General features: G+C 39.4%; 18 protein-coding genes. 6 read left to right on the forward strand and 12 right to left on the reverse strand.

Going from position 1 to position 13519, the window contains the following annotated elements:
* The first annotated feature begins 52 nt into the window (after nucleotides 1-52).
* Nucleotides 53-532: an acetyltransferase gene (locus QE177_RS10155; RefSeq protein ID WP_280549304.1), complete on the forward strand. Its 480-nt coding sequence runs from the start codon at nucleotides 53-55 to the stop codon at nucleotides 530-532.
* Here QE177_RS10155 and QE177_RS10160 read toward each other — a convergent pair.
* The 12 genes from QE177_RS10160 to QE177_RS10215 form a co-directional block, all read right to left on the reverse strand.
* Nucleotides 489-884, reverse strand: coding sequence for a YscW family type III secretion system pilotin (locus QE177_RS10160; RefSeq protein WP_280549306.1), 396 nt, complete (start codon nucleotides 882-884; stop codon nucleotides 489-491). The two genes, QE177_RS10155 and QE177_RS10160, sit on opposite strands and share 44 nt — an antisense overlap.
* Nucleotides 881-1108: a hypothetical protein gene (locus QE177_RS10165; protein WP_280549308.1), complete on the reverse strand. Its 228-nt coding sequence runs from the start codon at nucleotides 1106-1108 to the stop codon at nucleotides 881-883. Before QE177_RS10165 ends, QE177_RS10160 begins: the two co-directional genes overlap by 4 nt.
* A 5-nt stretch (nucleotides 1109-1113) precedes the next feature.
* The gene (locus tag QE177_RS10170; RefSeq protein WP_280549310.1) at nucleotides 1114-1557 is read right to left on the reverse strand and encodes a type III secretion system chaperone; all 444 of its coding nucleotides are present in this window, start codon (nucleotides 1555-1557) and stop codon (nucleotides 1114-1116) included.
* 129 nt (nucleotides 1558-1686) lie between these two features.
* Complete coding sequence (gene sctB, locus QE177_RS10175) at nucleotides 1687-2601, reverse strand: type III secretion system translocon subunit SctB (protein WP_280549312.1); 915 nt, start codon at nucleotides 2599-2601, stop codon at nucleotides 1687-1689.
* A gap of 44 nt (nucleotides 2602-2645) precedes the next feature.
* The gene (gene sctE, locus QE177_RS10180) at nucleotides 2646-3638 is read right to left on the reverse strand and encodes a type III secretion system translocon subunit SctE (RefSeq protein WP_280549314.1); all 993 of its coding nucleotides are present in this window, start codon (nucleotides 3636-3638) and stop codon (nucleotides 2646-2648) included.
* 9 nt (nucleotides 3639-3647) lie between these two features.
* Nucleotides 3648-3794: a hypothetical protein gene (locus tag QE177_RS10185; protein WP_280549316.1), complete on the reverse strand. Its 147-nt coding sequence runs from the start codon at nucleotides 3792-3794 to the stop codon at nucleotides 3648-3650.
* Complete coding sequence (locus QE177_RS10190) at nucleotides 3775-4281, reverse strand: SycD/LcrH family type III secretion system chaperone (RefSeq protein WP_280549318.1); 507 nt, start codon at nucleotides 4279-4281, stop codon at nucleotides 3775-3777. Before QE177_RS10190 ends, QE177_RS10185 begins: the two co-directional genes overlap by 20 nt.
* 9 nt (nucleotides 4282-4290) lie before the next feature.
* Nucleotides 4291-5250, reverse strand: coding sequence for a virulence-associated V antigen (locus tag QE177_RS10195; RefSeq protein WP_280549319.1), 960 nt, complete (start codon nucleotides 5248-5250; stop codon nucleotides 4291-4293).
* 114 nt (nucleotides 5251-5364) lie between these two features.
* Nucleotides 5365-5799, reverse strand: a complete 435-nt coding sequence (locus QE177_RS10200; protein WP_280549320.1) for an LcrR family type III secretion system chaperone — start codon at nucleotides 5797-5799, stop codon at nucleotides 5365-5367.
* Nucleotides 5796-7907 carry a type III secretion system export apparatus subunit SctV gene (gene sctV / locus QE177_RS10205; RefSeq protein WP_280549322.1) on the reverse strand — a complete coding sequence of 704 codons (2112 nt, stop codon included), beginning with the start codon at nucleotides 7905-7907 and terminating at the stop codon, nucleotides 5796-5798. The genes QE177_RS10200 and sctV overlap by 4 nt, the downstream gene beginning before the upstream one ends.
* Nucleotides 7907-8233, reverse strand: coding sequence for a type III secretion protein (locus QE177_RS10210; protein WP_280549323.1), 327 nt, complete (start codon nucleotides 8231-8233; stop codon nucleotides 7907-7909). The genes sctV and QE177_RS10210 overlap by 1 nt, the downstream gene beginning before the upstream one ends.
* Nucleotides 8234-8235: 2 nt before the next feature.
* On the reverse strand, nucleotides 8236-8610 hold the full coding sequence (locus QE177_RS10215; RefSeq protein WP_280549325.1) for a hypothetical protein: 375 nt from the start codon (nucleotides 8608-8610) through the stop codon (nucleotides 8236-8238).
* Between the two features lie 206 nt (nucleotides 8611-8816).
* Between QE177_RS10215 and sctN the strand changes: the two genes are divergently transcribed.
* The 5 genes from sctN to sctR are packed head-to-tail and all read left to right on the forward strand — an operon-like array spanning nucleotide 8817 to nucleotide 13518.
* A complete protein-coding gene (gene sctN, locus QE177_RS10220; RefSeq protein WP_280552266.1) occupies nucleotides 8817-10106 on the forward strand; it encodes a type III secretion system ATPase SctN in 1290 nt (429 codons plus the stop codon).
* Nucleotides 10103-10570 (forward strand): YscO family type III secretion system apparatus protein, encoded by a 468-nt coding sequence (locus QE177_RS10225; protein WP_280549327.1) that lies wholly within the window; start codon nucleotides 10103-10105, stop codon nucleotides 10568-10570. The genes sctN and QE177_RS10225 overlap by 4 nt, the downstream gene beginning before the upstream one ends.
* A gap of 1 nt (nucleotide 10571) precedes the next feature.
* Nucleotides 10572-11873 carry a hypothetical protein gene (locus QE177_RS10230; protein WP_280549329.1) on the forward strand — a complete coding sequence of 434 codons (1302 nt, stop codon included), beginning with the start codon at nucleotides 10572-10574 and terminating at the stop codon, nucleotides 11871-11873.
* On the forward strand, nucleotides 11873-12868 hold the full coding sequence (gene sctQ / locus QE177_RS10235) for a type III secretion system cytoplasmic ring protein SctQ (protein ID WP_280549331.1): 996 nt from the start codon (nucleotides 11873-11875) through the stop codon (nucleotides 12866-12868). Before QE177_RS10230 ends, sctQ begins: the two co-directional genes overlap by 1 nt.
* Nucleotides 12865-13518 (forward strand): type III secretion system export apparatus subunit SctR, encoded by a 654-nt coding sequence (gene sctR / locus QE177_RS10240; protein ID WP_280549332.1) that lies wholly within the window; start codon nucleotides 12865-12867, stop codon nucleotides 13516-13518. The genes sctQ and sctR overlap by 4 nt, the downstream gene beginning before the upstream one ends.
* Nucleotide 13519 lies beyond the last annotated feature (1 nt).

Below are 13519 nucleotides of genomic sequence, written 5' to 3' on the forward strand. Positions count from 1 at the left end.
AAACTAAAATCATAGACTGTAATATAACTAACTTTATAACAAGGTAAAACATATGCATATTAAACGGGCAACCACCAGCGACTTTGCTCAATTAATCCTAATTTGGGAAAATTCGGTACGGGCGACTCATGATTTTCTGCCAGAAAAAATGATCGCCACGTTACGTCCACTAATTTTAAATAATTATCTACCTAATTTGCAGGTTTACATGTCAGTGGATGAGCAAAATAGTATTACCGGTTTTATGGCTATTGAACAAAATCGGTTAGAAATGCTATTTATCGCGCCTACTTCACGCAGAAAGGGCATTGGCAAAGCACTACTGCAATATGCGGTAACCCATTTCGCTGTCAATGAAGTGGATGTTAATGAGCAAAATAAACAAGCGATAGATTTTTATCAACGGCAAGGTTTTAAGGTTTATGATCGCTCCGAATTAGATGGCGAAGGCAATCCTTTTCCACTATTACATCTGCGGCTGGGAGATTCTAATATTGGCAATCTGGAAAACAGGGTTTCGGCTGCAAATTGATAGTGAGCTTTTTTTCATTCTCAATAACTTGCTGATAAATTGCTTGAATAAATTGACTATCCGACCAGGCTAAGGTTGCCTGTAGATAAATTTTTTGTTGCGCTTGGTAGATTTCAGGTGCAGTAAAAGTAAAAGCGAGCGGTAGTAAATTCAAACGGTATTGTAACTGGTTAATGAGCAATAACCGCCCATTAGTTTGGGCGTAAAAGCGAATATTAACCTCTGCTGTTTTATACAATCGCACCGGCATCGTAACTTTACCCGTTACAATCGTTTGTAACGGATCATTCGGCTGATAATGAATACAGCCGGTTAAACAGCCTATAGCAACCAATATGGCATAATGCTTCATAACACTTCTATGTGGCGTGTCGCTAGCGGCGAGTGAGTACCTTGTACTAAACGCGCCAAATGCTGTTGTTGCTGTACAGTAAGATCCGGCAACATCTCAGATAATAGGGGTCTATTTTGCTCTATCTGTCTATCCACTGACACATTTCTGCCATTAAAAAGCCGAGATGATACAATGGGATCACTGTAAACCGCCTGATTTAAAGTTACTTGTTTGATTAGCATAATCATTACACCTTCATTCCTTGAAATTGACCTTTATAAACTGACTTTTTTACCGGTTCACACAATAATTCCTGCCAAAATTCAGCATGATCGAGTATTGACGTCAATCGATATTCAAATTTATCTAATGTCAAATTGGCAATCGTTATTTGACTATATAATTGTATTTTTAAACTGCTTTCGTCGAAACCAAAATGCAGATTAAATTGATACCAATAACGATTAAAGCTTGCTAACTGACGAAAAATTCCCTCACTCACATCTGATAAATCAGCAATATCTATCTGCAACGCAAGCAATTCTTGTTCCTGCAGAAAAATACAACAAACCTGTAATTTTTCATCAAAGCGTAACGCCGCAATTCCTTCTTGATTAAGCGTCAATAGCGGTAATTGATATTTCTGACTAAACTGGCCAAAAATCCGATCAATGCAATCTTTAACATCCATATTTCTCTCCCGGCAATTTAGTCATAAGCTAACGTTTGAATTGTCATTTCTCTGTCAAATATCGCTATTTTTTTACTAAAAAAAGGCAGAACATATCGATGGTCTGCCTTTAAGTAAAATTGATGGACATTAAGCAGCCGGAGTGGCAGCCCGTAATGCCTGAGATTGCCCTTGAGAAAGCTGAATCATCAACTGGTTAAGTTTAGTGCTTAAACCATTCAAATAATCTGTTTCATTACGACTCTTTTGCTGCACTTGCTGAGCACTATTTTCTTTAACTTGTTCTTGCGTGACGGTCTGTTGAGTTTTTATCTCCTTTGCGCCACTAAATTTATCAACCAATGAGCTTCCTTGCTGAAGTGCCGAGTTAGCTAAATCAAACCACTTTTGACTCGCAGCGCTAGCATCATTCAACGTTTTCAATTGCAGGTTATCAGCTTTATTCAGATCCTTTAATTTAGCTATTTCAACTTTCAAATTATCTTTTTGCTTGACTGATAATGTTTTATCTTTCAGTTGGCTAGTTTTGGTCTTAACCAGTTCGGTACGTTCATTAATTGATTGCTGTAACGTATTTTTCTGCTGCTGGGTTTTATTGGCTTTAAAAGCCGATATCGCACTTAATGCTGTCATGCCAAAGTTTAATACCCCGGAAACAATGGATAAGGCTAACTGCCAATCCGAGTTTTTGTCCATCTCCTGCGCTTGTTTTTTCTGACTTTCTGCTGCCGCGGTAGCCTGATTAGTGGCAACGGCATCATTTGATTGGCGTACCTGTTGCTGGGCTTTAACCAGCAAAGCAATACAATCCATCATTTGCGTGGCAGTACTTAACAATTGACTGGCATTAATTAGATCCAATTTAGGCGCGGCTAATTTGACACTGTCAGTTGATTGTTTTGCCGTTGGCTGAGTTTTTGGTAACGTCTGTATCTCAACTTTGTTTACAGCCTCACTTTTTTTTGTCGCTGTACTCTTTACCACGGGTGCGGCATCGTGAGTATTAGCCAGTGGACGGTGTTGCATATTATTGATAGTAGCCATATAAATCTCCTTATTAACAGCTAATAACAGCCAATTAATTTCTATTAAATTGTTTTCGGACGCACTGCTAGCTCACGCAATACTTCTCCTTTTTCATGGAGCATCTGTGCCAGTGTTTCCATCACCTGCTGATAATCATCGGTCATTTTTGCTAACTCACTATTGAGTTTATCTAAAATACTTTGACTCATAGTCATCACACTTTCGAGCATTTTAGCATCGGCTATTTTGTCACTGGCAATACTATGCGTGATGGAGCTGGCCAATTGTGACGCAGTTTCTCCGACATCAGCGACTAAATTACCAACCTCTAAACCAGTCTTAACATTATTGGCCACCGATTGAGTTGTCGCCGTTACACCGGAAGAGACCATAGCAGGCAATTTAGCGGTAACCTCAGCTGCTTTACCGCCAATTTTGGCGCCAACTTGGGCAATGGCTGTCGCTGCTGGCCCGCCAAAACTGACCGCAATGGAAGCAATACCCACTGCAATTTGTATTCCCATCAAGGTCGGCCCTAACCATTTCATCGTTTCAGGACTGATCAACCCAGCGGCAGCCGCTTCTTGGACAATTTGGTTAGCCGCACTGGCCACCGCTCCGGCAATCATTAATGCGCCAGCCACCGCACCGACACCCGTGGCGACCAAAATAGCACCGACTACGGCCGAAACAGCGGTACTAATCCAACCAAATATTTTGGCGGCCAAACCCGATTTTTGCGACTGCTTTACCGCATCTTCCGATTCTTGGATTTTGGTCTGATTTTCATCCATTTTTAACGCATTTTGCTGTTTAATACGTTGAATATCTTCTAATTTCAATTTTTGCTGATTAGTTTGTAATTCACTAGTCACTTTACTTAATTCCACCTCAAACGAGGCCGGTGAAGTTAATGCCAGCGAAAGTAGCTTCAGTGATGATTTCACATCAATTGCCGGTACTACCTCCTGTTGCAAAACATTCAATTTTGCTAACAGTGCGTCACTATTGGTTGATTTTGCAGCCAAATTAGCATTCGGTTCTGGCAGTAACACTCGATTAGGTTATAACGATGGCTTTGCTGCTGATAAAGTCGGACTTTTTTCCAATGCGATATTAGGTATGCTCTTTTTTGCAATTGGCGTAATAGAGCTATTATTAACTAGGTTTTGAACACTACTGCTATCGGGTTTAGTGGTGATTGTGCTCATTTTGCTGCTCCCTTTTTATATTAATCACTTCCAACATGGTTTCAGCCTGTAAGACAATATCTTCATATTCCGGCTTATCGGTCGCTAATAAACGCGCCGATTCAAAACCACATTGTGCGCCATCAAAATCATTCAATTGCATTAAACATTCGGCGGCATGAAACGGAAATCGGGGATCATTCACATCTAAAAAAGTAGCGAAGCTATAAGTTTCTAATGCCGCACTCCAATTCTCTGTTGCTTGGCGGCAAGCTCCTAGACCTAAAAAAAAACGGCTATCATAGTGATCTAACATACAAAGCAGTTGAAAAACCGCCATTGCATCTTGTTGTTTACCGGATTGATACAGGTTATAAGCCAGGGTATAAAATTGCTCTAGCTCATCAGCAGAAATCTCCTTCAACATCGCGAGGGTACCACCGCTAGTTAAAAAAGACTCAATTTCCTGTTCCATATTGCCTGCTGTGGTTGCCATTTGCTGTTCCATATGCTTTCCTTAAATTGCTCTCAGAATATCCTGGATAACTGAGTCATATTTTTGAATAAAACGATTGAGTGCTTCGATGGCGGCGTTATAACGTCCACTAATATCATTCAATCGAGTGGTTTTCTCACTAATACTGTCAGACAATGGCCGAGAACGATCACTGACCATAGTAGAAAAATTAGCCAGCCGGTTATTATCTTTATCATACTTATAGGTGTTCTCTACCCGACCCATCGCGCCACTCTTTTTATCAGCACTGAGTAAAAATTGTTTTATTGTCACCGTGGTTGAGGATGGCGCAATTTTTTGCAATAGCGTGTATTCAGCTTTAGTTTGAAATTCTACCGCCGACGAATAGCCATAAAGCCGATAATCCATTAAATTGATACCATTCTGATCGGTATTAATTGTTTGTGAGCTGGCGGCTGATAACGCGCTATTAATTTCCGACTGTATAACACTATAAACTTTCATCTCAGCAGAAATTTCTTCCAGTTCAGTTTTCAGCTCTTTACGTTTATTATCGTGATAGACCATATTTTCGGCAAACACAGCAATAATATCTTCATCCAGATTGGCATAAGAAAAGTAGCTTTCTATCACGGTTAACAGCATATTGGCCGATACCAAGGAAGCACCTTGTCGTTGGCTATCTAACTTTGCCATAAAATTTTGAATATCATTTTCGGCATCAGTTAAATTTTTTATATTACGTGGCAGCGCCAATTGAAAAATCTGACTAAATAATTGTTCTAATTTGTCCCTGTCAGCAGCAATATTGGCATCTAACGTTTGCTTACCACCGGCCACCGATTGATCTAATTCTACTCTTACGCCCGATTGAGCTAATTTATTGATAATTGCATTGGTTATTTTATTAATATCCGGCGTTGCAGTTGTCGGTGCCAAAAGATTATTGATATAATTTTGGTTTGTTACGTTATTAGAAGATCCATTTATGGTAGCCATAACTATTCCCTGTGATTAAATAATAAAATCATCCTCACGTTAAATTCTATTAAAATAAATAAGGTTAAAATCTCTTTATTATTTCAATCTAACGTAAATTTAATAACTATTCTGTCAGTTAGCGGATAATATTTTTTTAATTTTGTTATCTTTTAAACTAATCACTTTACCCACTGCTAATTCAAACCAGCCGCTGTCAACTTCAACCGCCCCTGTCCAGCGTTGATAAAATTGTTGTAATCGCTGTTGCGTTAAAGGTGATCGACTTAATACATTAACTTGACCATATAAAGAATAGTGTTCACCTAATACTTCTTTTACAATATCGGCCAAAATATATAATGGCTTAAATGCATTACCTAAGCCTAAATTTTTTTCTTTTCGTCTTAACATTAAAATCCATATTCGGCTTCCTTCACAACGCCAGGCAATTTCAATATTATTAATTACGGTAAAATAGCCTATAGGCCAATGGCTTTTTTGCCAATAATAGGGAGCGACAAAATAGCCTTGTTGTTTAAAATAATTATCTAAGGGATCGCTATTCATAATAATATTTTCCCCAATGGCTGAATATTAATTTTATTAGTTAATTCTTGATAAGATAAAATCGGTAATTCATTAAATTCATTTTCTAATAATTTACGCACATAACGACGAATATCCATTGAAACAATTACCACTGGTTTATTGGCCAACTTTTGGATATTACCCACGGTATTACGTACATTTTCCATCAGCTTGTCACTCACATTGGGTTCCAGTGCTAAATAACTGCCGGCATTGGTTTGCCTTATACTGTCGCGAATAATTTCTTCTAGTTGTTGATCAAAGAGATAAGCCGGTAAAAAATTATTACCACTAGCATATTTATAACAAATATACCTTTTCAAACTACTGCGAATATATTCCGTCAATTGAACAATATCTTTCTCTTTTTGCCCCCATTCGACCAGTGCCTCTAATATGGTGCGCATATTTCGAATGGAAATATTTTCACTGACTAAACGTTGTAATACTTCAGTGATCCGATAGAGTGGTAATAGACGTTGTACCTCCTTGACCAATTCACTATAGTGAGATTCCATCTTCTCCAGTAAATAACGCGTTTCTTGGATGCCAATAAAATCGGCAGCATACTCTTTTAACACAAAAGATAAGTGCCAGGTTAACACCTGTGACATAGTCAGCACCGATAGATTTGAGCGTACTAATCGCTCTAAATATTGTTCTTCCACCCAAAGCGCTCTTTTGCCTGTTAATAACATGTCGCCTTTTTCATAGGGGATAGCCAACAAATTGAGCTGTTTCTCATTCTCTTGTACCAACAATTTACCCGCTTTTAATATCCCTCGCGTCACAGGTACTTCCTGTAATTCAAAAATATATTCGCCCTCTGCCATGCCATCATTAAATCTTAAATAAATACCGGGAAATGGCACTCCCAGATCCAAATAAAGCGCCCTTCTTACACGCATTAATTCTTCATTAAACGCCACGGCTTCTAACTGTTCTTTTAATTTAATATCCAAATCAATTAATAGCGGTACCGTTAAAGCAAACTCTTCCTGTCGTTCTAATTTATCGTTTTTTAACGGCGCACTATTTTTCTTTTTAATCGCCGGTGCACCGGCACCTTGGTTGATCAAGGTATTAATATCACTCGGTTGTTTTTCCACGCTTTGCTTATTTTGCCTAATTAACCAGTAACCACCGGCAGTCATCAATGCCGCTAAAATAAAAAAAGTGATGGTCGGAAAGCCGGGGATCAAACCAAATAACACTAATAACACGCCACCAATAAAAATCGCTTTTGGTTGCGCAATAATCTGTTCGCCGATATCTGAGCCCAAATCGGCGGAGTTTTCTGATGAGACGCGGGTAACGATAATGCCAGAAGTGATGGCGATTAATAATGCAGGTACCTGCGAAACCATACCATCGCCAACCGTCAAGATGGAATAAAGGTTCAACGCATCTGAAGCACTCATACCACGCTGGCTAACGCCAATGGCAATACCACCTAGAATATTAACTAAAATAATGACCAGGCCGGCAATGGCATCGCCCTTGACAAACTTCATGGCGCCATCCATTGAGCCAAACATCTGACTCTCTTTTTCAACTTGACTGCGCCTTTCGCGAGCTTCATCCATGTCAATAACACCGGCCCGCATATCACCATCAATACTCATTTGTTTACCCGGCATCGCATCCAGCGAAAAACGCGCACTCACCTCGGCAACACGCTCTGAACCTTTGGTTATCACTAAAAATTGCACAATGGTAATAATTAAAAAGATCACGATACCGACGATCAAATTACCGCCAACCACAAATTGACCAAAGGTATAAACAATTTGTCCTGCATCAGCTTGTAATAAAATCATTCGCGTCGTACTGACCGCTAAAGCTAAACGAAACAGGGTGGTTACTAATAACAAGACCGGAAAAACCGAAAATTGTAACGGCGAAGTGATATAAACCGAGACCATTAATAATACGACTGAAATAGTCATATTAATCGCAATTAGGACATCCAGGATCACCGTCGGCAATGGCAATACCATCATAAATACGACAGCAAGTAGTAAAATAGCTAACATAATATCTTTACGTTGGCCAAGCTGTTGCAACAGCATTATTCCTTTATTCATCAATTAGATTTCCATAACAGATAATTGTGATAGGCCTGTTGCGCCTTTTCCTGTTGTTCCATCATCAAATAGGCCTGTGATTCACATAGCCATAGTTCAGCCTCATTGATGTTAGCGTTTTTTAACTTTGCGCAATGCGTCAGCACCTGTTCAGGTAGCTCAAGTTTTAACAACACCACAATAAGCATTTTTCTTGCTTGATAATCATCTGGCGCCATTTTTAACAAGGCTTCAAGCAATATTTGACTACGCGCCAACTGGCCATATTGCAGTGCTAACCATCCTTGCAGTAATAAGGCATTTTGGGTAATGGGATCTAAAATCAACTTTATCCTCGATGCAGTAAGCCGGTTGCCAGTTCCAATTGCCGCTCTAGACTGGCCAGTTCCATTAATAGGTCATAAGCGACCGCCACTTCTGGCAAATTAACAGCGGCTAATTGTTGTTTAAGACGTGCCATGGTTAATTTAAAAAAAATAGGTGTCATTAATAACGGCGTAACTAACTTAGGTGTTACATAATTTAATAATGCAGCCTCTAAACAAAAAGTCGGGTATAGATGGGAAAAATGTGCCTCTACCGCTTGACCATTCGGCAATAACAAAACTTGTTCTATTTCGTTATGCTCGACAATTTCGCTAGAAAAATGGTCGCTAATGGCCGTTATTGCTGATGGTGAATCTAACCTAGTTATTTTTCTCATATGCATTGTTCATTATTTATTTTTTGGATATGAGTATAGAGTTAGATAATCTCGCTGGATGTCATTAGAAGTCGCTATTTTTAATAGCTGGCCGGAATAAAAAAAACCGTGCTAAAAACTAAACATTTATTGCTGTTGTTCCGATATGTTTTGCATTGAGGTAAACAATGCAAAGCAAGCTTAAACTTTATTCTATTCCAGAAAAAATGCTAGCGGCACTTAGAACATGCCGGCCAGTACTGCTTAGAGGACGTGTGACAGAAGTTACAGGTACCTTGATCACTGCTCAATTGCCTGGCGTTAAAGTGGGTGAGCTATGCAAATTATACAATAGTGATACTGGTGAATCGTTAGATGCAGAGATCATCGGTTTTAAACAACAACAAGCTATCCTTACTCCGTTTGGCGATACGCGCGGATTATCCATTTATACGGAAGTATGCCCAACAGGAACTACTCACCTAGTTGGCGTTGGCCGCCATCTATTAGGCAAAGTACTTGATGGATTAGGTAATCCTTTTACGGCAGAAAATTATATTGAACCTGAACAATGGTATCCTATCTACCGTGATGCTCCCGCCCCCATGCAACGAAAATTAATCGAAAAACCACTTTCCCTGGGTATCAGAGCGATTGATGGCTTATTAACCTGCGCAGAAGGGCAAAGAATGGGCATTTTTGCCGCTGCCGGCGGTGGTAAAAGTACCCTGCTCGCCTCTCTCATTCGTAGTGCCGATGTGGATGTAATAGTCCTGGCATTGATTGGTGAACGTGGGCGCGAAGTGCGCGAATTTATTGAGGAGGATTTGGGTGAAGAAGGATTAAAGCGCAGCGTTTTAGTTGTAGCAACCTCTGATCGCCCAGCTATTGAACGTGCCAAAGCCGGTTTTGTCGCGACCAGTATCGCCGAATATTTTCGTGACCAAAATATGCGCGTATTGTTGTTGATGGATTCAGTGACTCGTTTCGCCAGAGCGCAGCGAGAAATCGGCCTCGCTGCCGGTGAACCACCAACCCGACGTGGTTTTCCACCTTCCGTTTTTGCTGAACTACCACGCTTAATGGAGCGTGCCGGCCAGTCTGATAAAGGCTCGATCACCGCCCTTTATACGGTGTTGGTTGAAGGCGATGATATGACTGAACCGATTGCCGATGAAACCCGTTCAATTTTAGATGGACATATTATTCTGTCACGAAAATTGGCCGCTGCCAGCCACTATCCTGCTATTGATGTTTTACGCTCAGCCAGTCGCGTGATGGATCGGGTTATTAGTCGAAAACATCAACAACAAGTACAACAGCTAAGAAAATGGTTAGCCAAATACGAAGAAATAGAATTATTGCTACAAATTGGTGAATATCAGCCAGGCAATGATCAGTTGGCCGATGAAGCGATCAAACGTTATCCACAAATTCAAAGCTGGCTTTGTCAATCTACCGATGAAAAAAGTCGCTATGACCTAACCCTGAACCAATTAGATGCAATCAGTCAATGATATTTTCCCATTTATTAAAAATTAAACAACTAAGGAAACAAAAAGCAGAAAAACAGGTTTTGCAACACAAAAATCAACTTGCTGAACAACAACAACAATTAAAGAAAACCAAGCAACAATTACATATGCTGTACCACAACCATAAAGAGCGGGAGGAAAAATTTTTTCAAGCGTATCAGCAAAAGGCTATTTCTGTCGCCAAATGGCATCAATGGCTGGCACAACTGCAATACTTTCAATGGCAAAAAGACAACTTCATTAAAGATATTGCAATACATACCGATAAAATTAATCAATTAGAAAATCAACTTATAGAATCAAGAAAAAAGCTCAATTTTTGTATACAGCAAACAGAAAAATTTACTCAGCTGACACAACAAGAAAAATGTGCTGTTGAGCAATTAAACGAACGACGAGAAGAACAAGAGCAGGAAGAGTTTGTCAGGTTATCTATAGGGAAATAATATGAAAAAAAAGCAGATCAGCCATATATCACATGATCGACAACCGCAGTCTTTGCCGCTACCTTCAACGACCAAATTACCATTAGAAAGTGATCCTGTTTTAAAAAAGAGATTTGAATCAGCACTCAAATTAGCCGGTTCAGCGACGCCTGGCTGCCCTATAGTAGCAGATAAAAACTTCTCCGCTGCTAGTTATCTATTAGCTGAGCAACCATCAGAGGATGCTCACTCGTTCAGCCATGGAATTAAAAAAAAATCAACCGCACAGGCAGAAGATAAAACACGCCACAGATTATCTATCACTACTGAAGAAATAGTGGATAATTGCGGCCAACACTATGACAATCCGCTCTACACCATTACTGCCAATAAAACGGCATCCAAAACCGGCAATAATGACAAATTACCGCCATCTACTAGCAAACAGAAGCAGCCAATAGCCCATTTAATTCATTCACTGGTTGATAAATCTCAGCCAGAAAGCCAGACAAAAACGCCGTTTTTCACTGATGATTTATTGCCTGTTCAAACAGCCAAGCCGTCAATGACGCATTTAGCTAATCCACCAACGGATAAAGCTGGGCGAAATAATCCGCTAATAACACCACTATCAGCTAATACTTTCTCGGCCAATCCAATAACCAATCAACCAATAACATCGGCTGATTTAGCAAAACCTATCGTAAACTTGCCAATAGGTGAGCAAATAGTGATGACTTATCCTGCCAAAAAGCGACAGCCACTTAGCACACAAAAAATATCATCGCGCGCTGATCTAAATAAAATCACTGTTCCAATAGAGGCTATTTTTCCGCCAGAAAAAAAATCGCATTCAGCTAATAAAGAGCAAAATAAAGACAAGCGGCAGGAAAATAGTATTGAACCGTCCAGTTTGCCCGCCGTCCTATCGGCGGCAACTACAACAGAAAGAATGTTGGCCACCATCGATAATGAGAAAACCTCGGCTTCGTTACTTAATACCCTGTTTAACAAACTCAATGCGGTAATAAATGTCGATGTCAATAAAAACTATCAGCCACCAATCATCCAATTAAACTTACCGCAGATTGGACATCTACAAATTAAAATTCAACAAGAACAACAAAATATTATGATCGAATTTGTCGCCCAGACAATGGGACAAAAGATATTACTCGACCATCGACAAGATCTCATTGACAAGCTACAACGCATTCATCCTGATCAACATATCCAACTCGTTATTTTAAATGATCAACAGTCAAAAGAGCGATCAAAAGACCAGCCACAATCATCCGATGACGTTGAAGAAGAGATGATTTAATGCAGATACCCACATTGCCTATTATCAGTGAACAAGAGTTTCAGCTTAGAAAATGTTTTATGCAATATCGTCATCATTTTCAATTTGCTGAACAATTATTAACATTAACACTGGAACAAGCCGATGCTAACTATAATTTAAAGCTAACCATACTATTAAAAAATACTACCGTTATCGCTTATTGCAATCAGTCTCTGTTAACTAACTGGTTATCTGAAGCATTAGACAGCGCCGATTTCAGTTACCTACCGCTAGAGTTACAACTCAGTTTATTAAAAGAACATGGAAAATTTTTTCCTTCATTACAGTGGCTGAATATTGAGTCACTGCATATCACCGAAGCTAAATTAGGCATTAAAGGCCATTTCAATATGGCGGGTAAAGCGCTTTCACTCTGGTTTCCGCAAATCGAAGCTATTCAGCGGTTATTACCTAAACGGCGAAGTGCAGAAAAATATCCGCTTAATGTCACCTTATCAATATGTATGGTTCCCATTTACCTAACGATAAATACCCTTAACACGTTGGAAATAGGCGATATCCTGTTACAACCTCATTACGCAAAAAAACATCAACAACAACTGGCCTATATTGAACATTTACCCTGGGCATGGGTTTCTTTGTCTTCTCACCAATTGGAACTTATTAATATGTATTCTGAAACCGATAATTTAGCTAATCAGTCACTAACTAACTTAGAAGAAATACAAATTCCTATTCGTTTTGAAGTGGGGAGACAATATATTGAATTACAAGCCCTCACTCATCTCAGTGAGGGATCATTGATTGATCTTGCAGTGCCAGTTGATGGTGACGTCAGAATTATCGCCAATCAACAACCGCTAGGCAAAGGACAGTTGGTCGAGATTCAAGGAAGATTAGGCATTAAAGTCGTCGAATTATTTGCTAAAAAAACCGAACCCTTATTTGCACAGAGCGAAGAGTTAAGCCCGTTAACAAATCCAAGCGATGAAAATGGGGAACTCTCTTCATGAACCAACTACCTGATGAGTTATCGCTGATTATTGGTTTAATTTTATTAGCACTAATTCCGTTTATTGCTGTCATGGCCACTTCATTTGTCAAAATGGCGATGGTTTTTTCATTGCTACGCAATGCGCTAGGTGTGCAACAAATACCACCTAATATGGCGATTTATGGTTTATCCATCATCCTTTCACTCTATGTTATGGCACCTGTCGCACTCGCAACCAAAGATTTTCTTAACGAAAATCCGGTCTCTTTATCGGCAAACGCTTCTCTCGAATATTTTTTTGATGAAGGTACTAAACCTTATAAATCTTTCCTGACCAAACATATTAACGACAGAGAAAAAGAATTTTTTAACGAAAATATTGCTAAATTATGGCCAGCCAAATATGCCAATAGCGTCTCATCAGACAGTTTATTTATCTTGTTACCTGCTTTTACTATTAGTGAGCTGACTCGTGCTTTTGAAATTGGTTTTTTACTCTATTTACCCTTTATTGCTATCGATTTAATTGTGTCAAATATTCTACTAGCAATGGGCATGATGATGGTTTCACCGATGACAATTTCCTTACCCTTCAAATTACTTCTTTTCGTTATGTTTGATGGCTGGAGCCGTCTGAGCCACGGGTTAATATTGAGTTATGGTGGGTAAC

Source organism: Arsenophonus sp. aPb (assembly GCF_029873475.1).
GTDB lineage: Bacteria > Pseudomonadota > Gammaproteobacteria > Enterobacterales > Enterobacteriaceae > Arsenophonus.

What these genes read in the sequence shown, in the direction of transcription:
- QE177_RS10155 (WP_280549304.1), top strand. Translation starts at nt 53, where the DNA reads ATGCATATTAAACGGGCAACCACCAGCGACTTTGCTCAATTAATCCTA.
- QE177_RS10160 (WP_280549306.1), bottom strand. Translation starts at nt 884, where the DNA reads ATGAAGCATTATGCCATATTGGTTGCTATAGGCTGTTTAACCGGCTGT.
- QE177_RS10165 (WP_280549308.1), bottom strand. Translation starts at nt 1,108, where the DNA reads ATGCTAATCAAACAAGTAACTTTAAATCAGGCGGTTTACAGTGATCCC.
- QE177_RS10170 (WP_280549310.1), bottom strand. Translation starts at nt 1,557, where the DNA reads ATGGATGTTAAAGATTGCATTGATCGGATTTTTGGCCAGTTTAGTCAG.
- sctB (WP_280549312.1), bottom strand. Translation starts at nt 2,601, where the DNA reads ATGGCTACTATCAATAATATGCAACACCGTCCACTGGCTAATACTCAC.
- QE177_RS10185 (WP_280549316.1), bottom strand. Translation starts at nt 3,794, where the DNA reads ATGAGCACAATCACCACTAAACCCGATAGCAGTAGTGTTCAAAACCTA.
- QE177_RS10190 (WP_280549318.1), bottom strand. Translation starts at nt 4,281, where the DNA reads ATGGAACAGCAAATGGCAACCACAGCAGGCAATATGGAACAGGAAATT.
- QE177_RS10195 (WP_280549319.1), bottom strand. Translation starts at nt 5,250, where the DNA reads ATGGCTACCATAAATGGATCTTCTAATAACGTAACAAACCAAAATTAT.
- QE177_RS10200 (WP_280549320.1), bottom strand. Translation starts at nt 5,799, where the DNA reads ATGAATAGCGATCCCTTAGATAATTATTTTAAACAACAAGGCTATTTT.
- sctV (WP_280549322.1), bottom strand. Translation starts at nt 7,907, where the DNA reads ATGAATAAAGGAATAATGCTGTTGCAACAGCTTGGCCAACGTAAAGAT.
- QE177_RS10215 (WP_280549325.1), bottom strand. Translation starts at nt 8,610, where the DNA reads ATGAGAAAAATAACTAGGTTAGATTCACCATCAGCAATAACGGCCATT.
- sctN (WP_280552266.1), top strand. Translation starts at nt 8,817, where the DNA reads ATGCTAGCGGCACTTAGAACATGCCGGCCAGTACTGCTTAGAGGACGT.
- QE177_RS10225 (WP_280549327.1), top strand. Translation starts at nt 10,103, where the DNA reads ATGATATTTTCCCATTTATTAAAAATTAAACAACTAAGGAAACAAAAA.
- QE177_RS10230 (WP_280549329.1), top strand. Translation starts at nt 10,572, where the DNA reads ATGAAAAAAAAGCAGATCAGCCATATATCACATGATCGACAACCGCAG.
- sctQ (WP_280549331.1), top strand. Translation starts at nt 11,873, where the DNA reads ATGCAGATACCCACATTGCCTATTATCAGTGAACAAGAGTTTCAGCTT.
- sctR (WP_280549332.1), top strand. Translation starts at nt 12,865, where the DNA reads ATGAACCAACTACCTGATGAGTTATCGCTGATTATTGGTTTAATTTTA.